Here is a 19,472-nt window from a genome sequence, read left to right on the forward strand (position 1 = left end):
AATTTTCTTCTCCATCCCAAACCCTATCTTAGGCATAATTTCTTTAGCCTCCAGAATACTCATCTTTAATATAGGTTTACCATCCATTAATACTCCAGGAACATCTGTGAGAAAGATAATTTTATCAGCTCCTAAGCTACCTGCTATGTAGGCTGCTGCTCTATCTCCATCCACATTCAGTAGCTCTCCTTCATCTCCTATTGCTATAGGTGCTACAACAGGCATGTAATCCTCGTTAAGAAGGATTTTTAAAAGATTAGAATTTATCTCCTTTATCTTTCCCGTATAGCCTCCTTCAATTACCATCTTTCTTCCTCTTTCATTTATTATAATAAGTTTCTTTTTACGCTCAGCTTTTATAATGGAACCGTCGACTCCTGAAAGTCCGATTGCTTTTATATCAGCCTTATGCAGTGTGGTAACTAACTCCTTGTTTATCTTGCCAACCATGACCATTGTAAAGATGACTATAGTTTCCAGATCTGTATATCGGCTTCTGATTCCTCCAGGTGAAATGATAAATTTTTGTGGCTTTCCCAACTTTTCTGCTATTTCTGTTACTTGGTCTCCTCCGCCATGAACGAGCAAAACCTTCTGTTGGAGGTATGTATCCTTTAGGTCTTTTAATATAGAAGGATTTATCCCTTGTTTTAAGATGCTTCCTCCTATTTTAACCACTATTGCCATTTCTTTCAAACCGGGTGTATACCTGGACTTTGTAAACCTGTCTTCTCATCAAAACCCATCATTATATTCATATTCTGTACAGCCGTCCCAGCAGCACCCTTCATCAAGTTATCAGTAGCTGAAAAAACAACGACTCTATTGATATGTTCGTCTGATTCGAACCCAATATCACAATAGTTCGAGCCTATAACCACCTTAGGATCAGGAAGCTTGTAAAGAGCTTTCATATCCCTAACAAGCCTTATAAAAGGCTCCTTTTGGTAGAAGGTTCTGAAAATTTTCCATAAATCACGAATAGTTAGGTGATTAAACGTAAATGTATGACAAGTAGATAAGATACCTCTCACTATATTGACCGCATGAGCAGACATAGCAATTTTTACGCTATCTTTTGTAAGAAGATCAAGTTCTTGCTCAATCTCTGCTGTGTGTCTGTGACCTACTGGCTTATAAGGTCTTATCACTCCAAAACGAATAGCATGGTGGGTTGCTGGCGAAGGAGCAGCTCCGGCACCCGATGAGCCTATCTTTATATCTACGACTATCCGATCTTTCTCAATTAGATTATTCTTGATTAGAGGCGCTAAAGGAAGAATGGAGGCAACTGCCATGCAACCCGGACACGCTATCAATGATGAATTCTTTATCTCTTCACGGTGGAGTTCCGGAACTCCATATACAAATTTCTTGAGTAAGTCAGGATTAGGATGCTCATACCCATACCACTTTGGATAATCTTCAGGATCTTTCAACCTGAAATCTGCGCTTAGATCGATTATTTTCTTTCTCATCTTTACATAATCAGGAACTATCTTTACTGATGAGCCATGAGGTAAAGCTAAGAATACGAGATCACACTTCTCTGCTATCTCTTGTGAGTTTTGATCAATAAACTTGAGGTCTGTTAAGCCTCTTAAGTTCGAGTGGACATGATATACATAATCTCCTTTATAACGTCTCGAAGTTGCACATACAATATCCACTTGAGGATGAAAGAGCAGTATCCTTAATAATTCTCCTCCTACATAACCTGAAGCTCCCACTACTCCTACTTTTGTTTTCATCTTCTCACCGATTTTATAACATAATTTAAAATCTTTTCAGGTATGTCATTTGCTCCAGCAGTCATGGCGCCTTTAAACTCTACTGTGTTGTTTATCTCATGAACTAGAACTCCTTTAGGACTTTCCATAGCATCAACACCTAAAATCCCGCCCCCTACAGCCTTTGCAGCCTTCAACACAACATCTTCGAGCTCCTTTGTTAAGGGACAGATTTCAGTTCTTCCTCCCCTCGCAACATTTGTCCTCCAATCTTCATTCGAATACCTATAAATAGATGCTATTACCCTGTCACCAACAATTACAGTTCTTATATCCCTTTGTGGACGACTAACCATCTCTTGGATATAATAGATCTTATGGAGAGGATTGTTTAAAATCTCTCTTGACTCTATCAATGCCTCTGTCGTATCTTTATCTTTGAGTGGTGCAATCAACCTGCCCCAGCTCCCTATTATCGGCTTTAGAACAGCTGGATAACCTATCTCCTCCAGAGTTTTCGATACTCCTTCTGGTGAAAAAGCGATGTAAGTTTGAGGTGTAGGTACTCCAGATTCCACTAAAGCTAATGTACCTAAAACTTTGTTCCCACATATTTGAGCCACTTTTAATGGATTTATTACATCTATACCTTTACTTTCAAAAAATGCAGTAATATGTAAACCTCTAAAATAACTTATACACCTCTGTAGGACTATCTCTCCATAAACAGCCTTGAAATTTTCTTGACTTTGTGTATTCAAACAAAGTTTCTTCGCATTTATGGGTATTATGTTCAAACCTTTCTTTTTACTCTTCTCTATAAGGACTTTTTCCTCCCAACGGATTCTGTCAAATACAAGCCCAATGCGTTTTATCAATACTTCATTCTCCCCAATCCTCTCCAATATCTTCTGCTTTTTTCAAAGATACACCATCAGAAGTTACTTCGGAGACTTCGTAATCGAGTCCGCAATCAGGACACGTAACGATCTCACCTACTATCAAATTTTCTGGTAATTCAATTTCTCCATCACATTCCGAACACTTCGTCTTCATATATCGATCACCTCCTTTAATTTTGAGATTTCTTCAGCCAGCATATTATCTGCAAATTTTAACTTCTCTTTCTTTTTTGAGATCCAGTTGTAATTTTTTAAAGCTTCATATCTTTTTTTCAACATTCTTGAGACTTCATTCGAGCTGGGCCCGCCTCTTACCGATCTTATCTTGACATTTTCAGTTATATCAAAAGCTTTTTGTATAGCTTCATTAGGGGTATGTAAGCTCTTTCCAATAGTCATCTTTATGATCTCGTCTAAATCTTCTTTAGCTACTTGATCCAATCTCTTATTATCTGTTAAAGCTTTTCGGACGAGTATACCTACTATTCTATGAGCACTTCTGAAAGGAATACGGTGCTCTCTAACAATCGTGTCTGCCAGTTCTGTTGCCGTTGACATTTCGTTCTGGGCAAGATCGATAAGTCTCTTTGTGTTAAATCTCATCTTTTTAAACATATGAGAGAATATCTTGATTGTCGATAAAGTAGTCTCACATGATTCCCATATATGATGTGTTAGTTCTTGTAAGTCGAGATTATAGCTGTAGGGTAGAGCCTTTAAAATTGTAAGAGATGCTAATAGATTTCCATAAATATTTGAAGTTTTAGCACGAACTAGTTCAATAACAACAGGGTTTTTCTTCTGTGGCATTATACTACTTGTAGATGCGTAATCTTCAGGCACCTCAACTATTGAGAATTCATAACTGCTCCAAAATATGAGTTCTTCTGCAAATCTACTTAGATCAGTCATAACTATTGCAAGGTCTGATATAGATTCTACTGCAAAATCTCTGGTGCTTACCGCATCAATAGAGTTCTCGACCAATCCATCGAAGCCTAAGAGCTTAGACACCATCTCTCTATCAATTTCAAAGCCTGTTGTAGCCAAAGCGCAAGCCCCCATAGGGCTAAGATTAATATGTTCATACACTCCCATCAGACGCTCTTCATCTCTCATCAATGAATCATAATATGCAAGAAGATGATGGGCAAGTGTTACAGGCTGCGCATGCTGTAAGTGAGTATAACCTGGCATAATCGTATTTAGATTCTCATCACACTTTTGTAAGATCGTTTTTAAAAGCAGAATAAGGGCTGAACTTATGTCTAATATGAACTCTCTTAAAGTCATCCTTATTGCTGTAGCCACTTGATCATTCCTACTCTTAGCTAGATTTAGTTGACCACCAACCATTTCTCCTATTTCTTTCACGACTAAAGCTTCAACATTCATATGAACATCTTCTAACTTTAAGTCCATCTCAATATCTTCAGGAATTTTTTCAAGAGCTTTAATGCAAAGAAAACCTTCTCTTGGATCGATTATCTCTTTTTTCACAAGCATAAGCATATGTGCTTTATTGATCTTAATCGTAGGTGTGATTAAGAACTTATCACTATTGATAGATGTAGTATATTCTGCCGCTTCATTAGAAAATTCTGATAATCTTTCTCCCCTTAATATGTCCAATTTATTTACCTCACTTCAGTTCCTTTTTTGTCTTAGATATCGAACGGGCTACACGACTAGGCAGACCCCAAAGCTCTATGAAACCTTTGGCAAGTGACTGATCGAATTTAGATGATATACCATAAGTCGCAAGGTTAGAATCGTATAAAGAATATTTTGAAGATCTACCTACAACTCTAAAATTTCCTTTGTAAAGTTTCATTCTTATTTTACCTTCCACTCTTTCTTGAGTTGTATTAATAAAAGCATCAAGATCATCTTTTAAAGGGTCGAGCCATAAACCTGAATAGACAAGCCATGACCATTGTGAGTCGACAATCTCCTTGAAAAAGAGCTCGTGCCGAGTAAGTACGAGTTTCTCGATATCCCTGTGAGCTTCTATAAGGCATAAAGCCCCAGGGCACTCGTAAATCTCACGGGACTTGATACCCACAAGTCTATCTTCTATATGGTCGATAATGCCAATGCCGTGCATTCCAGCAATTTCATTGATATATGATATGAGCTTAACTGAATCGTTTTCTATACCGTTTACAGATGTGGGTACTCCATTTTCAAACTCAATATCGATATATTTTGCTTCATCCGGTGCTTTTTCTATAGGCTTTACCCACTCGAATGCTTCTAAAGGCGGTTCAGTTCCGATATCTTCTATTGAACCTCCTTCTATAGATCTGCCCCATAAGTTCTGGTCTATACTGAAGATCGATTTTTTATACTCAATTTTTATACCATGCTCTCTCGCATATTGTATCTCTTGATCACGGCTTACGTTCCATTCACGGATTGGTGCCATGATACTGAGTTCTGGATTCAGGGATTTTATCGTTATTTCGATCCTAACTTGATCGTTCCCTTTTCCTGTGCATCCATGTGCCACAGCAGAAGCTCCTTCTTTTTCAGCTATTTTTACGAGTTTAGAAGCTATAATGGGTCTAGTAAGAGCAGTACTCAATGGATATTTTGATTCATATAATGAGTTAGCCTTTATAGATGGAAAGATATAATCTCTTACGAATTCTAACTTTGAGTCTATAAGATAATGTTTAATTGCCCCAATCTCCTTTGCTCTTCTCTCAATCTCTTTGAAATTGTCTTTCTGACCAACATCAACCGTTACTGTTATTATATCGGCTTTGTACTTCTCTTGTAGCCACTTAATTAATACCGATGTATCAAGTCCACCAGAATATGCCAGAACAATTTTTTCAGTCAGCTTTACCACTTCCTATGATCTTTATTACTGATAATATGTTACTCGTGATCAACTTCTTACTCCACAGATATGTTACTTTTGATGAATAACGAAATATTTTTATATTTTTTGGTCTAATTTGACCATTATTAATTAAAAATGACTAATATAATAAAAACTTCATCGATACCAGAATCCGTATCGAAGATTGTAAAAACTATCATAGAGAATGATGTCGCTCTTCAAGATGCTCTTCGAAGAAAATATGGGAATTTGAGTGCAATAGCAAGGATGATAAAACCGAAAGTTGAGATGAATATGCATAGAAAAGTCAACTTACAAAGTGTAATTACAGCTGTTAAGAGAACGAGGGGATCGTACAGTCTATTCTTTAAAGATGTAAGGAGAGTAATAGCTAATAGTGTAATAAACGTTAGAACAGATGTAGCCAAGCTCTCAATAGAAAAGACAAGAAAAAGCCTTTCAACTACAAAAAAGTTATTGGCAGACTATCAAGAAGAATTTTTACAAGTTTCCGAAAGTATAACAGCCATAACACTCATTTTCGACCAAAAATTATTTCCTGAGATATCCTCATTATTTCAGAGAGAGGATGTATTGGAAAAGAAGACGGACCTTGCAGCTATTATTATGCGTAGTCCTATAGAGATCACTGAAACTCCAGGGTGTATAGCAACTTTTTATAATCAAATTTCAAGAAGACGGATAAATATTTATGATACAACAAGTTGCTTTACTGATACTATTATGATTGTTAAAATGGAAGATGTTAGTGCTGCCTTTTCAGTTTTAACAGAATTAATCTCTGAAGCTCGTATATCCCAACAAAATGAAGCCAAAGAAAAGAATGATGAATAATAATAAGCATATAGAAATTGTCGATTTTTTTGGACATCCATTGATAAAAGCCACACATAAGACAACATTTGAAATTACAAAAGATACCGACCTCTCTAAAAGTGGAGATTGTATAATAGGTATAAAGGCGAATAAATCATGTATTGACATTAATGAGAAATTAAAAAAACGTATAAAACAGATAGATGTTCCTATAAAAATAACAATCTATGTAGGTAAGCATGTTTTTATTGTTAACGCGCTTGGGCATCCCTCACTTATGTTAAACGATGATAAGGATATCGTTGTTAGAAAAAGCAATTACGTCTGCCCAAGGACATTGGCTATATGTTCTACTAGAGCAGCTGAAGATTTGCCTCGATATATGGTTCGACTTTTACGGAAAAAGGAAACTAAAGGAAAGATGATAATCACGACTTTATGAGGATTAAAACCTAAAACCATCCTCTCCGATTAGAGCAACAAATACACAACCACAGATCTCCTCAATATTTATTCTCCCTCCCTCGAATTTTCTTAATTTTACAAGGGTTTGCATGAAAGTATTGCCTATAGGAGCCAGGATGATACCATTTATCTTTAATTGATTTTTTAGGCAATTAGGTATATGAGGTGCCGCAGCAGTTACCATTATTCTATCATATAGCATTTCTTCACTTCTTGCAGGATAGCCCAAAGTGCCATCACCCAATATTACATTAACCCTATTATAATATCCGGTCCTATCTAGATTATATTTAGGGAATTGTATCAGTTCAGGGACTCTTTCTATGGTAATGACGTGACCTTTTGTTATAGAATTTGTTGGTTTGACGATTTCGGCCATGAGGGCTGCATTATAGCCACTTCCTGTTCCTATCTCCAAGACTTTTAACCCGGGTTTAAGATCGAACTCTTCGAGCATAATAGCCACCATGTGAGGTGCTGAGATAGTCTGTCCTGTTCCACCTAACGGTAAAGGGGTGTCCTCATAAGCTAGGTTCTTCATATCGGGCCAGACGAACTCTTCACGAGGGACTGTAAAGAACGCCCTCTCAACTTCTTTCGATTTGATAATTCCCTCTTTCTTAAGCTTATCAACCATCATCTTTCTTAAAAGTGAAAAATTTCTTACTCCCTTCAAGAAAACCACCTCTCTAGAGTTTCAGACTTTTTTCTTTCAATAAATTCAAACCTAGCTATTGCAGATCTTACCCTTTCTTCTGAAAAATCCCTCTCATGGCATAAAAAATCGACTATCGACACAATATCTGGCTTACTCCATCTTAACTCGAAAGAATCTGTGACCTCTGGGTTTAGAAATATATTTCTGATCGTTTGATAGTCAATACTTGCTATTTGTTTTTGCATATCAGGAATATTATCTAAACTCTTGTGACTTTTAATTAACTTCAAAGCTTTCATAGGACCTATTCCTTTAAAGCCATCAGGGTTGAAGTCTGTCCCAATAAGTATGCCAATGTCAACGAGTTGCTCTCTTGTTATACTCAGATCTTTTAAAATCTTATCGAGATCCACCCTTTCCGGATCGATAGTTACATATACATTCTTTCCAGGGAGTTTTCTCTTTCCAGATATTGTCAAGTTTCTTACAAGCCTAGTAGCGCCAAAAAGTAAAGAGTCATGGTCTTGAGATACTGCGGCCCAGACTTCCCCCTTCCTAGCCATATAAGCAGCTTGAGCTTCACCCTCAGATGGAGCCTGCACCCAAGGTATGCCCATTATAGTTAACAACTTCTTTGCATCTTCAACCATTTTAGTCTCTAGTTGAGATGTACTCTGAGCATATTTCCTTACTTCATCAACCTTTCCAGCCTTGAATGCCTTCATATATTTCTCAGTGGCTTCTCTTTTAAACTTCCTTCTTCTCTCAATTTCTCTTTCCTTGATTTCTGGCGGTTTTCCATCAAAAACATAGACAAGTTTTATTCCCCTCTCAAGGAAATTTATATTTCGGTAGAATAAACCGCTCAGATGACTTGTTATCCTACGCTGTTTGTCCATTAGAGGTTCTCCCCACCCACCTCTTATAACAGCTAGGAATTGGTAGAGAGCATTGTAGGCATCAATAGCAAGTGTTCTCCTAGATAAATTATCTAATGATAACCTTTCTTTTTTTATTAGATTCTTTAAATCAACGCCCATTTTTCAAAATAAGGTATAGTATACAGTTATTTATGGCTTGATATTTAGTTATAATAGGAAGGAATTAATTAAACATAATTCTAGACTGAAGTTACTTTGCAAACTGACTTTGATGTAATTGTGGCTGGGGGTGGTGTATCTGGCCTCGTAACTGCAAGAGAGATAGCCGCTTCAGGTCTTAACGTTATCGTCTTAGAAGAAGATTATGAGATTGGGATCCCTGAGAAATGTGGAGGTCTTATCAGTATAAAAGCTCTAACGGATTTGGGGTTATACCCGAGCAGAAAAATCGTCGAAAATGAAATCAAAAGGGCAATTATTTACTCCCCACTTGGATCAAAGGTTGAGTTTGAAACTAAAAGGCAAAGGATCATCGTATTAAATAGGAGAAAATTTGATAGAGAACTTGCACGTCTTGCAGAGAGATACGGCACTTTATTAAATTTGGGAGAAAGGGTATTAAGTATCAAAACCGAAGATGAAATCATAAAAGTTACATCTACAAAATATGAAAAATCGGCTAAGATTTTAGTTGATGCAAGGGGAAAATCATCATTAAAGCATAGTCGCCAAAATGGATTTTTACAGGCTGCTCAATATGATGTATATGGATCTTGGTTTGAGAAAGATAGAGTTGAACTATATCTAGATAATAGAATTACACCTGAATTTTTCACATGGGTAATTCCACTAGGTAATGATATTGCCCGGTTAGGCGTTGCGGGTAAAGGAATAAATCCTTCCAGATATCTTGATGATTTTATAAAAGATCGCAAAGCTACGGTAATCAAAAAGATAGTATCGCCCATTTTTGTTGGCGGTGCATTATCAAATTTTATACATGATAAAGTAATCTTTGTTGGTGATGCAGCAGGTCAGACAAAACCTACAACTGGTGGAGGTATATTCACCGGAGGTATAGGTGGATTATTTGCAGGGAGAGCTATCTCAAAGAGCTTGCTTCTTAATGAGCCATCAGCTTTAGGAGAGTATGAACTTGAGTGGAAGAAGATGTTCGGAAAAGAATTCACAGTTATGTCCCAAGCAAGAAAAATCTTTAGAGAACTTGACAATAAAAAGATTGAACGGATATTTAAAGCGATGGCATCCTCAAATATTATTGATAGATTGGTAGATGAGGCCGACTTTGACTATCATTCTATTGGAATACACCTAACTTTGACTATTATTAAAGAAAATCCATCTTTAGCTTTAGATCTAATAAAATTAGGTACCGAGGCTATATTTAATCTAATCAAGAGTATAAAATAATTTCAAGAGAATCTAGATCCATCTCTACAGGTATAGGAGTTTACGATTATGAGATAGAATTTCATGGTGATATTAACTAAATAATTTTAATAGTTTTTTAATAGGTAAAGTATTGATTATATTATCCTTTTTGGCCCAACCTCTTCTGGCAGTTGCTATTCCTAGATTTAGATATCTTAAATGTTCTATGCTATGTGAATCTGTGTTTATGACTAATTTACAACCAAACTCTAGAGCTCTTTTAACATTTATATCGTTTAAATCCAATCTATTCGGATAAGAGTTTATTTCCAGAAAAGTATTGGTTTCTATTGACTTCTCGAAGACCTTTTCAAAGTCAAGATCATAACCAGCTCTTTCTTGAATCTTTCTTCCAGTAGGATGGGCAATTATATCAACATTTTCATTATCCATAGCTGATATTATCCTTTTAGTTATTTTTTCTTTTCCCTGTCTAAAACCAGAATGTATACTAGCTACAACAACATCCAAATTTTTTAATACTTTGTCTTTAATGTCTAATTTACCCTCAGAATCTATGTTGACCTCTACACCTTTTAATACCGTTAATCCATTGATTCTCTCATCGACTTCTTCAATCTCCTTCATCTGTTTTCTGATAGTTATTTCATCCATCCCTTTAGCTATACGTAAAGTACCTGTATGATCGGTTATAGCTATATACTCATGCCCTAGTCCCTTAGCTGCCTTTGCCATTTCCTCGATTGTATGAGAACCATCACTCCATTTAGAATGCATTTGTAGGTCTCCTTTCAACTCATTATACCCAATCAATTTAGGAATTTTCCCTTCTAAAGCCGCTTCTATTTCCCCTCTATTTTCCCTTAATTCAGGTTCTATATACGTCATTCCTAATCTTTGGAAAATTTCTTCTTCCGTTTTTCCAACCTTTTGTTTCCCATCCTTAAAGAGTCCATACTCGTTTAGTTTGAGCCCTTTCTTAATCGCTACCCTCCTCATTTCAACATTAAATTCTTTAGAACCCGTAAAATACATCAAAGCGGCGCCGAAAGATTTTCTTTCGATTACTCTAAGATCTGATTGTATACCCTCCTTTAACTTCACAGTAGATTTGGATTTCCCCTTTGCCACTACTCTAATAACTCCATCATAACTCGTGAAGAAATCCATAATTTTTTCTGGTTTCTTCGTTATAACTAATATATCGATATCCCTGATAGTCTCTTTCTTTCTCCTTATCGATCCTGTTATCTCGACCTTGTCAACAAACTTGGACTTATTTAGTTCGTTTCTAAGATTTTCAGATATTGGAATAATATAGCCCAGTAAGTTTCGCTCTTTCTTTTTTCTAGCAAATTTGATATTTGCCAGGATTTTTTCTTCAGTTTTTTTTCCCAAACCCCCCAATTCTCTGATTTTATGTTTTTTCGCCGCTCGCTCTAAGTCGTCTAGATTTTTGATACTTAATTTTTTATACAAAATTTTGATTGTTTTAGGTCCAAGACCTTCTACTGCTAAAAGAGATTCGAAATCGATAGGGAACTCTTTCTTAAGATCTTCATAATATTTCAATGAACCGGTATCGATTAACTCTTCAATCTTCTTTGCTATATTTTCTCCAACTCCTGGTAATTCTTTAAGTTTGCCTTCTTCCTTTACTTCTTCGATATCTTTAGACAAAGATTTAACGGAAATAGCGGCCTTTCTGTATGCTCTTGGCTTGAATTCAACGTCTTTTAACTCCAATAAATCCGCAATTTCGTTTAGAATTTTTGCCACTTTTAGATTCTTCATTCACATTAATTACCGTTTGTTTACTTCTATTTAGTAATCATTCTTTATACTTATCGAGTAAGGAGGGGCATTAATATTATAAATATGATGAAAAAAGGATTCTTGATATTAAGTAAAAGCTGTATCCTAATCTCTACTTACTATGACTTACCTGAACATGGGTATTACTCCACTTCTAAGTAAGCACTAATAGATAAGACAATGATAATAGATTAAGGAAAGAAGAGTAGGAAGAATTTTATAAGAAGCACGCTCCGGATAAACTGCCTTGGGAGATCGGAAACCTGGTAGATTTTGTAGAAAAGAATTTGATACGAAGAGTCAGGGTCTTTTATGTTTGTTCTGGGTCGGAAATACAGGTAATGTGTATTTAGAGACCTTGGACGATCTTAATGTTAATGGAATAAGCGAGATATATTTATAAAAAGAAGCAAGAACAGTCAGCATGTAGGAATCTTCTAATTAGGGTATCGAAAATGACTCGCAAAACAGATTTAGTGCTTCTTCATGCACCAAGTGTATATGACTTTAGGAAAAGATCGATAATGTATGGACCAATAAGCGACGTTGTACCTCCCACACCTATTTTTGACATGTATCCTATTGGTTTTATTAGCATTTTACGATATTTAGAGCTATATGGATACAAAGTTCGTATCATCAATATTGCTTTGAAGATGTTAGAAGATCCCAAGTTTGATCCTGAAAATCAAATAAAACACCTAAAATCTGAAGCATTCGGTATAGATTTCCATTGGCTAGTCCATGCCCAGGGAAGTCTAGAACTTGCACGTATAATTAAAAAACATCATCCAAACAGTCCAGTTATTTTAGGTGGGTTATCATCGACATATTTCCATAATCAAATTATTCAAAATTATCCATATGTAGATTATATAATTCGTGGCGACTCTGCTGAAAAACCTTTACTTCAATTAATGCAACATATAGAAAATAAATCCAAAAAGTGTCCTGAAAATGTACAGAACATCACATGGAGAGATTCTAATAACAAAATACATATCAATTCACTCTCTTTCGTTCCTGAGTGTCTTGATGACTTTTTAATAGATTGTGGATCTATAGTAAAGTCTGCTTTAAGGTATAGGGATGTATCAGGTCATCTACCATGTAAAGAATGGAATAATTATCCAATAACATCTGTTCTAGCTTGCAAAGGCTGCATATTTAATTGCATTACTTGTGGAGGATCTCAGTACGCTTATCAAAAGTATTATAATAGGTTGTCGCTTGCATATAGTAGACCTGAAAAACTTGTCGAAGAAATTCAAAGCATACAACGATATTTAGATGGACCGACTTTTATTTTAGGCGATCTTCGGATAATAGGAAAAAAATATGCTGAATCGGTCTTTGATGTTATGAAAAAGGAAAAGGTAGATAATCCATTAGTAATTGAGCTTTTTATGCCAGCTAGCAAAGATTATTTGGAAAAAATCGCTAAAAGTGTTCCTAACTTCAACTTAGAAATTTCACCTGAATCTCATAATGAGATTATTCGACAATCCTTTGGTAGATCTTATGGTAATAATGAACTTGAGAAGACTATATCACATGCATTCAAAATAGGATGTCGAAGATTCGATATTTTCTTTATGATAGGTCTTCCTTATCAAACAACAGAATCCGTTTTGGATACAGCAGAATATTGTCGGGATATACTTGAAAAGTACGGGAAAGATAAAAACCTTCATCCCTTTATCGCACCTCTCGCTCCATTTTTAGATCCAGGAAGTATAGCATTTGAAGATCCAAAAAATCATGGATATCAATTATTCTTTAAGGAATTGGAAGACTATAGGGAAGCCGTAACTTACCCTAGTTGGAAATACTTCTTAAGTTATCAGACTACATGGATGACTAGAGATGAATTAGTGGAAGTCACATACGATGTTGCTAATTTTTTAAATCGAATTAAATCTCAATTCAATCTTATTGATTCCAATTCTTATGAAATAATCAATATGCAAATACAATCCGCTTGTAATACATTGGAAAAGATAGATAGAATAATGAAAATTGATAATCACAAAGTACGTTCTGAAGAATTACATAACTTAAAAAGCCAAATTGGAGAGATAAATCAAAAGTTATTATGTGCTAAAGATGAACTATTGAGGTGGTCCATATAAATGGTAAGTGATAGATTTGAAAGGACTAAATTACCTTGATACCGAAGATCCAAAGATCGTAGCTTTTTGTGGTAAAGGCGGAGTTGGTAAGACTACATGTGCAACTGCTACTGCTTTACACTTTGCAAAAAAAGGACTTAAAACATTACTTATTTCAACTGATCCGACCCCTTCATTATCCGATATATTAGACATCGATATTAGCGGTACCATCACCCATGCTCCTTATAAAGGCCTTGAAGCAGTAGAATTAGATTATGAGCTTGTCATAGAAAGATGGAAAGAAAAATTTGGAGGTGAAGTGTACGAAGTCTTATCATCTTTCTTGCCAGTAGGTGAAGAGATAATAGACTATATCGCAGGTGCACCTGGCATAGATGAGGAATTTGCACTGAGTTATATACTCGACTTTTATGAGAGTAGAGATTACGATCGGATAGTATGGGATACTGCTCCTGCAGGCGGCACTCTCTCTCTCGTTAAATTACAGGATAAATTTTATACTCATCTAGGCGAAGCTGCAAAATTATATATCAGAGTTCGCAAAGCAGTAGATACTCTCATAAAGGGTAGAGCAAAAAGAGACCCTTTGGATATAATTGCATCATGGGAAAACTTAGCCCAAAGGGTTCTTGATATGATCAAGAATAAGAAGACTCATGCAATAATCGTAACCATTCCAGAGGCTTTAGGAGTTCGCCAGACCGAGAGAGTTTTTAATGAGCTTAAAGCTTTTGGTATGTTGGTAAGTCAAATTATTATTAATTATGTTATTACTGATGACAACTGTACTTGCGATTTTCTCAAACAAAGAGCCAATATGCAGAAAAATTATATCAATTCACTCAAAGAGAGATATAGCGAAGATCCTGGTTTAGCTATACTCTATCAGCTACCATGTGAAGTAAGAGGGATCGAGGAGATAAGAAAAGTAGAATCATTGCTATTCTCATAGGAAAACATATATTTAATTTAATTTTAGTGTTGATGAAATGTCAGAAAGAGTATCTCTACCAACATGCACCTCGTGCAATAGACCTATAACGCCTGGTGAGAAGGCAGCGAAGTTTTACTGCTTCAATTGTGGTCAAGTAGTTATATGGAGATGTGAAAAGTGCAGAAAATTTTCAAGAGACTTTAAGTGCGTTAACTGTAGCTTTATAGGTCCATAATTTTATATCATTATTCTAAATTTTGATTTATTATCCCTTAAATAAAGAAGGGATCATTGGTACATTATTCGATTTTTACCATTTGTTTCTTTTTATAGTCGGTTATCACTTCAGCGTATCCACGAATTTCATCGTCAAGATCAGGGCTACCAGTGTCGACCCTTAAACTCTTTAACTTTCCTATCTTGTACTCTGTTGCAACTATTATTATATTATTCAAACCTACTTGTCGAATCACAGCAGGACTGAATTGCTGATTTCCTCTTCCAAAGATGAAACCTTGCCCTCCTATTGGTGTTAAAATAATTTTCACATCCTTTCCTTTTATTCTCTTTAATATTTCTTCTTCATTCACGTCTTTAGCTATGATTTTTTTGTTACAAAAAATGTCGGCCCCTAAAAGGGTTTTTTTCTCATCTAAAAGGTCTCCGATAGTACGAGTTGTAGTTCCAGGACCAATTAGATAAATCAAATTGGCTTTCATTTCTTCGATTATATACAAAGCTATTGCCGCTTGGTTATACATTTCAACTTTTGTCATCGGACTCGCTATTTTCGCTCCCTGAATTAAGTTTGGCTCATACGGAGTTAATAAATAACCATAAAGCTTTGCAGACAACCGACCCTTCCTATAGGCCTCCTCATCTACATCCATAACTTCTGCCTCTCTAAGAGGTAAATTTTGATGCAAGAACTCTATTGTTATCTTAGCTGAGGCTAAAGGACCTACAGCAAAAACTGAACTGTGCATTTTTACTCCTGTTGGTACCCCTAAAACTGGAAGTTCTAAACTAACGGAATCTAGAATATCACGGGCAGTTCCATCCCCTCCACAAAAGATAAGAAGATCTACACCAGAATCCTTGATTCTTTTAGCAAGTTCCTTAGTATCTTCAGCAGTGGTCTCCTTCTTTTCTTTGCCTAAAGTAGTCAAAGCGAAACCATGATTACGAGCTTCATCTTCTCCCATTATTCCAGCTCCTGTAATGATTCTGACCCTCTCTTTCTCAGGTTCCAATCCCGTAAGAAATGACTTTGCTCTCTTTGGGGAAATAGGCTTAGCTCCTAGAAGATACGCCTTTTTCAAGATGAATTTTCCATCAGTGCCTTTAAGACCTACTGCTCCACCCATTCCGGCAATAGGATTTACGATGAAACCAATAGTTTTCATAGCAATATCTCCAACTATTGAAATTAAACAAATAAGCATACTTTAAAAGATTAAATTAAAAAATTAATTAACGTTCTTAACAAAAGATACAAAAATAATCGATAATTATATTAGTAGAATTATATAGCGAATTTTAGATAGATTTGGGTAAAGTACTTGTTAGATTAAAGGTATTACCTATAGATGCCGAAACCAAACCAAATGAAGTCTTAGAATCTGTTCAAAAGAGCTTACCATCGAACATGGAAGTGAAAAGAGTTATCGAGGATCCAATAGCTTTTGGGCTTACAGCATCAATAATGGATTTTCTTATAGAGGAGAAAGATGGTGAGATGGATCGCCTTGAAAAGGCTCTAAAGTTATCGGACTTAGTCAGTCAGATAGAAGTTATTGGGATTAGCAAGTTCTCAACGAACCTTAAAAAATAAAAAATGATATGAATTTAGTTTTAGAGTCTTCCTCTTTAGGATTAGGTTCTATTACAGCTTCGAAGCTAAGATTCATAAAATATTTTTATCCACCTTTTCAAAATTATCTTTGACGATCAATGGTCAGAAGAAAAACTAAATCCATCCAATTAAAAGTTGCAGAAGCGAGGCAAAGAGATGTAGGGAAGGGAAGAGCTAGACTCGATATAGATACTATGGAGGTATTGAGTGCAGGTGCTGGCGATTTTCTTAAACTGATGGGAAAAAGGTCTACAATTGTTGCAGCTTGGCCGGCAGACAAAGAGGATAAATTGCGAGGTGCTATTAGAATTGATGGACAGACAAGAAAAAATGCCGGCGTAGCCTTAAACGATTATGTTGATGTTAAGATTACAAATGTAAAGACGGCTAGAAGCGTAATTTTTATTCCTGTAAATATAAAACTTAGTATTGACAAGGAGTTCTCAGAGTTTGTAAGGAATAGGTTAAAAGGTAAACCTATAACGGAGGGGGATCAAATTTCAGTTGTTATACTTGGTAGCCCAATAATATTTAATGTAGCCAAAGTCAGACCAAAGTCAATTGCTAAAATAATGAATAGTACACATTTAAAGATACTCCCCGAACCTATTATTGAAGAAAAGATTTCACCAAGAGTTACATATGAAGAGATAGGTGGTCTTAAAGAAGAGATAAATAAGCTAAGGGAGATTGTAGAGTTACCATTACGTCATCCAGAAGTTTTTCAACGTCTTGGTATAGACCCACCAAACGGGATACTACTTTATGGACCTCCTGGTTGTGGTAAGACTTTATTAGCAAAAGCTCTTGCTAATGAATCCGAAGCTACTTTTTTTTCTATAAGTGGTCCTGAAATAATGAACAAATATTATGGAGAGACAGAAGCTCGTCTCAGGGATATTTTTAAAGAAGCAAAGAATAATGCGCCTAGTATGATACTAATAGATGAGCTAGATGCTATTGCTCCTATACGTGAAGAAGTTTTTGGAGATGTGGAGAAGAGGGTTGTAGCCCAGCTTTTAGCATTAATGGATGGCTTATCTGATAGAGGTAAAGTCGTAATAATTGGCGCAACTAATAGGCCCGATAGTATTGACCCCGCCCTTAGAAGACCGGGAAGGTTCGATCGTGAACTTGAAATTGGTGTGCCTAATGCTAATTCTAGACTTGAAATATTACAAATCCACACAAGAGGTATGCCATTAACTAAAAATGTAGACCTAAAGAAGATCGCCTATGAGGCTTTTGGTTACTCTGGAGCAGACTTGAGAGCTTTATGTAGAGAAGCAGCATTGAAAGCTTTAAGTAGATACTTGCCTGAGATCGATCTCGAAGGCGAAAAAATACCTCCCCAAGTATTAAAGAAGATGATTATTATACCTCAAGACTTTCAGATGGCTATTAGAGAGATCGTACCAACTGCTCTTAGAGAGTTTTACATCGAAATACCATCGATAAAATGGGATCAAGTTGGGGGTTTGAATGAAGTTAAATCCGTACTTTCACAAAATGTAATAAGAACCATTAAGAATCCTATGGAGTTCCAGAAGCTAGGTGTAACACCTCCGAGCGGGTTGCTACTTTATGGACCTCCTGGTTGTGGTAAGACTTTATTAGCCAACGCAATTGCTTCAGAAAGTGGTGCTAACTTCATCAATATTCGAGGTCCGGAGATATTAAGTAAATGGGTAGGTGAATCTGAGAAGGCAGTTAGAAATATCTTTAGAAAAGCAAAGTCATCAGCACCTTGCTTGATATTCTTTGATGAGATTGACTCTCTCGCTAAACCACGATCTTCCTTTGATGGAGATTATAGCTCAGGAGAGCGTGTTTTAAGCCAACTGCTGACAGACATGGATAGTTCACGGACCTCTGGTGAGGTATTTGTAATAGGTGCAACGAATAGACCTGACCTTATTGATATGTCCTTATTAAGACCTGGTAGATTAGATCTCCTTATTTATGTGCCTCCCCCTGATGAAAAGGCAAGATTGGCAATTTTAGGTTTATTGACTTCAAAGATGCCTTTGGCTGCAGATGTTAATTTAGAGGAGATAGCAAGTATGACTAAAAGCTTTAGCGGTGCGGATATAGAAGCTCTTTGCAGAGAAGCTGCAATATCATCAATACAAAGAAATACAAAGAACTCGGAAGTTGTAAAAGTTGACTTTGAAGAAGCCATTAAAAAGGTAAGACCTTCCATTACGTCTGAAATAGAATCATGGTATAAGTCTCTCCATAAACAGTTAAGAAGTTATTCGTTAAAAATAGATAAATCTATTTATTTTTAAAGACTTATAAACGAACAAAAGTTTTAGTAGACTATCTTCTGCAAGGTTATTAAGTTGAAATATCCTCTAAAAAATATTCTCTATGAGAAATTAAAACAACAGAAGAACATTTTGGATGTGGACTTGATCAATGAACTGAAAAAGGAAGACCCTGACATAAATACTAGAGATTTAAACAAAGCATTGATGCAATTGGAGATTATGGGATTAATATCTGTTAATTGGGTTAGGAAAGATGCTAAAAGAGTTGAAATAATTCAAAAGGCAGATTGATCTGGATTAAGACATATCCTTTTTCTCTTTTAAACATTATTTATTCACAAATAAATTAGTAACATTTTGGCTTGTATAGATATAATTATTACTCCATCATACCGATAGAAACTTATACTATCAATCCAATTGAGTCTCTACGAAATTCCAGGAGATTGAAGAATTTGAAAGCTATAATTCTAGCAGGTGGCCAAGGACTTAGACTGAGACCTCTTACAAACGACAAACCAAAGGCTATGGTATCGATCAACGGTAAACCTATAGCTGAGATTCAATTGAAATGGTTGATAAAAAATATAAAACTTGATCAGATCATATTCTCCTGCGGACATAAAGGAGAGATATTAGAGAATCATTTTGAGCATGAATACCAAGGAGTTCCGATAAATTATATCATCGAAGAGGAACCACTTGGTACTGGTGGAGCTGTAA

General features: G+C 35.9%; 20 protein-coding genes. 10 read left to right on the forward strand and 10 right to left on the reverse strand.

The annotated features are described in order from the left end of the window. The 6 genes from L6N96_00900 to L6N96_00925 form a co-directional block, all read right to left on the reverse strand. A partial coding sequence (locus tag L6N96_00900) for a [LysW]-aminoadipate/[LysW]-glutamate kinase (GenBank protein ID MCP8322724.1) occupies positions 1-687 on the reverse strand: 687 nt, incomplete at its 3' end. A 5-nt stretch (positions 688-692) separates the two neighbouring features. Further along, complete coding sequence (gene argC / locus L6N96_00905) at positions 693-1,751, reverse strand: N-acetyl-gamma-glutamyl-phosphate reductase (GenBank protein MCP8322725.1); 1,059 nt, start codon at positions 1,749-1,751, stop codon at positions 693-695. Continuing rightward, a complete protein-coding gene (lysX, locus tag L6N96_00910) occupies positions 1,748-2,635 on the reverse strand; it encodes a lysine biosynthesis protein LysX (GenBank protein ID MCP8322726.1) in 888 nt (295 codons plus the stop codon). Before lysX ends, argC begins: the two co-directional genes overlap by 4 nt. Continuing rightward, positions 2,613-2,786, reverse strand: a complete 174-nt coding sequence (locus tag L6N96_00915; protein MCP8322727.1) for a lysine biosynthesis protein LysW — start codon at positions 2,784-2,786, stop codon at positions 2,613-2,615. The genes lysX and L6N96_00915 overlap by 23 nt, the downstream gene beginning before the upstream one ends. Then, positions 2,783-4,264, reverse strand: coding sequence for an argininosuccinate lyase (gene argH / locus L6N96_00920; protein MCP8322728.1), 1,482 nt, complete (start codon positions 4,262-4,264; stop codon positions 2,783-2,785). The genes L6N96_00915 and argH overlap by 4 nt, the downstream gene beginning before the upstream one ends. Positions 4,265-4,274: 10 nt before the next feature. Further along, on the reverse strand, positions 4,275-5,489 hold the full coding sequence (locus L6N96_00925; protein ID MCP8322729.1) for an argininosuccinate synthase: 1,215 nt from the start codon (positions 5,487-5,489) through the stop codon (positions 4,275-4,277). A gap of 129 nt (positions 5,490-5,618) precedes the next feature. Between L6N96_00925 and L6N96_00930 the strand changes: the two genes are divergently transcribed. Further along, a complete protein-coding gene (locus L6N96_00930; GenBank protein MCP8322730.1) occupies positions 5,619-6,338 on the forward strand; it encodes a hypothetical protein in 720 nt (239 codons plus the stop codon). Further along, complete coding sequence (locus tag L6N96_00935) at positions 6,328-6,762, forward strand: DUF371 domain-containing protein (protein ID MCP8322731.1); 435 nt, start codon at positions 6,328-6,330, stop codon at positions 6,760-6,762. The genes L6N96_00930 and L6N96_00935 overlap by 11 nt, the downstream gene beginning before the upstream one ends. A gap of 3 nt (positions 6,763-6,765) precedes the next feature. Here L6N96_00935 and L6N96_00940 read toward each other — a convergent pair whose 3' ends face one another. Together L6N96_00940 and fen are read right to left on the reverse strand one after the other, a co-directional pair. Beyond that, complete coding sequence (locus L6N96_00940; protein ID MCP8322732.1) at positions 6,766-7,461, reverse strand: protein-L-isoaspartate(D-aspartate) O-methyltransferase; 696 nt, start codon at positions 7,459-7,461, stop codon at positions 6,766-6,768. After that, complete coding sequence (fen, locus tag L6N96_00945; protein MCP8322733.1) at positions 7,458-8,483, reverse strand: flap endonuclease-1; 1,026 nt, start codon at positions 8,481-8,483, stop codon at positions 7,458-7,460. Before fen ends, L6N96_00940 begins: the two co-directional genes overlap by 4 nt. 96 nt (positions 8,484-8,579) lie before the next feature. On the opposite strand from fen, the gene L6N96_00950 reads away from it, so the two are divergent. After that, positions 8,580-9,755 carry an NAD(P)/FAD-dependent oxidoreductase gene (locus tag L6N96_00950; GenBank protein ID MCP8322734.1) on the forward strand — a complete coding sequence of 392 codons (1,176 nt, stop codon included), beginning with the start codon at positions 8,580-8,582 and terminating at the stop codon, positions 9,753-9,755. Between the two features lie 72 nt (positions 9,756-9,827). Here L6N96_00950 and polX read toward each other — a convergent pair whose 3' ends face one another. Further along, the gene (polX, locus tag L6N96_00955; protein MCP8322735.1) at positions 9,828-11,531 is read right to left on the reverse strand and encodes a DNA polymerase/3'-5' exonuclease PolX; all 1,704 of its coding nucleotides are present in this window, start codon (positions 11,529-11,531) and stop codon (positions 9,828-9,830) included. 476 nt (positions 11,532-12,007) lie between these two features. Here polX and L6N96_00960 point away from each other — a divergent pair, with 476 nt between their 5' ends. The 3 genes from L6N96_00960 to L6N96_00970 are packed head-to-tail and all read left to right on the forward strand — an operon-like array spanning position 12,008 to position 14,856. Continuing rightward, entirely contained in the window at positions 12,008-13,684 is a 1,677-nt protein-coding gene (locus L6N96_00960; protein MCP8322736.1) for a TIGR04190 family B12-binding domain/radical SAM domain protein, read from the forward strand. Between the two features lie 16 nt (positions 13,685-13,700). Next, positions 13,701-14,639: an ArsA family ATPase gene (locus tag L6N96_00965; protein ID MCP8322737.1), complete on the forward strand. Its 939-nt coding sequence runs from the start codon at positions 13,701-13,703 to the stop codon at positions 14,637-14,639. Positions 14,640-14,676: 37 nt separating this feature from the next. Beyond that, on the forward strand, positions 14,677-14,856 hold the full coding sequence (locus L6N96_00970; GenBank protein ID MCP8322738.1) for a zinc finger domain-containing protein: 180 nt from the start codon (positions 14,677-14,679) through the stop codon (positions 14,854-14,856). A 64-nt stretch (positions 14,857-14,920) separates the two neighbouring features. Here L6N96_00970 and L6N96_00975 read toward each other — a convergent pair whose 3' ends face one another. Further along, complete coding sequence (locus tag L6N96_00975) at positions 14,921-16,027, reverse strand: ATP-NAD kinase family protein (protein MCP8322739.1); 1,107 nt, start codon at positions 16,025-16,027, stop codon at positions 14,921-14,923. 143 nt (positions 16,028-16,170) lie between these two features. On the opposite strand from L6N96_00975, the gene L6N96_00980 reads away from it, so the two are divergent. The 4 genes from L6N96_00980 to L6N96_00995 form a co-directional block, all read left to right on the forward strand. After that, positions 16,171-16,455, forward strand: a complete 285-nt coding sequence (locus L6N96_00980; GenBank protein MCP8322740.1) for an elongation factor 1-beta — start codon at positions 16,171-16,173, stop codon at positions 16,453-16,455. A gap of 119 nt (positions 16,456-16,574) precedes the next feature. Beyond that, complete coding sequence (locus L6N96_00985) at positions 16,575-18,767, forward strand: CDC48 family AAA ATPase (protein ID MCP8322741.1); 2,193 nt, start codon at positions 16,575-16,577, stop codon at positions 18,765-18,767. Between the two features lie 54 nt (positions 18,768-18,821). Continuing rightward, the gene (locus tag L6N96_00990) at positions 18,822-19,040 is read left to right on the forward strand and encodes a hypothetical protein (GenBank protein ID MCP8322742.1); all 219 of its coding nucleotides are present in this window, start codon (positions 18,822-18,824) and stop codon (positions 19,038-19,040) included. 164 nt (positions 19,041-19,204) lie between these two features. Beyond that, positions 19,205-19,472, forward strand: a 268-nt coding sequence (locus L6N96_00995) for an NTP transferase domain-containing protein (protein ID MCP8322743.1), incomplete at its 3' end; no start/stop codon positions are given.

The sequence above is a fragment of the Candidatus Methylarchaceae archaeon HK02M2 genome (assembly GCA_024256165.1).
Taxonomy (GTDB): domain Archaea; phylum Thermoproteota; class Nitrososphaeria; order Nitrososphaerales; family JACAEJ01; genus HK02M2.

Coding starts and splice junctions, on each gene's coding strand:
- argC (MCP8322725.1), bottom strand. CDS start 1,751: ATGAAAACAAAAGTAGGAGTAGTGGGAGCTTCAGGTTATGTAGGAGGA.
- L6N96_00915 (MCP8322727.1), bottom strand. CDS start 2,786: ATGAAGACGAAGTGTTCGGAATGTGATGGAGAAATTGAATTACCAGAA.
- L6N96_00930 (MCP8322730.1), top strand. CDS start 5,619: ATGACTAATATAATAAAAACTTCATCGATACCAGAATCCGTATCGAAG.
- L6N96_00935 (MCP8322731.1), top strand. CDS start 6,328: ATGATGAATAATAATAAGCATATAGAAATTGTCGATTTTTTTGGACAT.
- fen (MCP8322733.1), bottom strand. CDS start 8,483: ATGGGCGTTGATTTAAAGAATCTAATAAAAAAAGAAAGGTTATCATTA.
- polX (MCP8322735.1), bottom strand. CDS start 11,531: ATGAAGAATCTAAAAGTGGCAAAAATTCTAAACGAAATTGCGGATTTA.
- L6N96_00960 (MCP8322736.1), top strand. CDS start 12,008: ATGACTCGCAAAACAGATTTAGTGCTTCTTCATGCACCAAGTGTATAT.
- L6N96_00970 (MCP8322738.1), top strand. CDS start 14,677: ATGTCAGAAAGAGTATCTCTACCAACATGCACCTCGTGCAATAGACCT.
- L6N96_00975 (MCP8322739.1), bottom strand. CDS start 16,027: ATGAAAACTATTGGTTTCATCGTAAATCCTATTGCCGGAATGGGTGGA.
- L6N96_00985 (MCP8322741.1), top strand. CDS start 16,575: ATGGTCAGAAGAAAAACTAAATCCATCCAATTAAAAGTTGCAGAAGCG.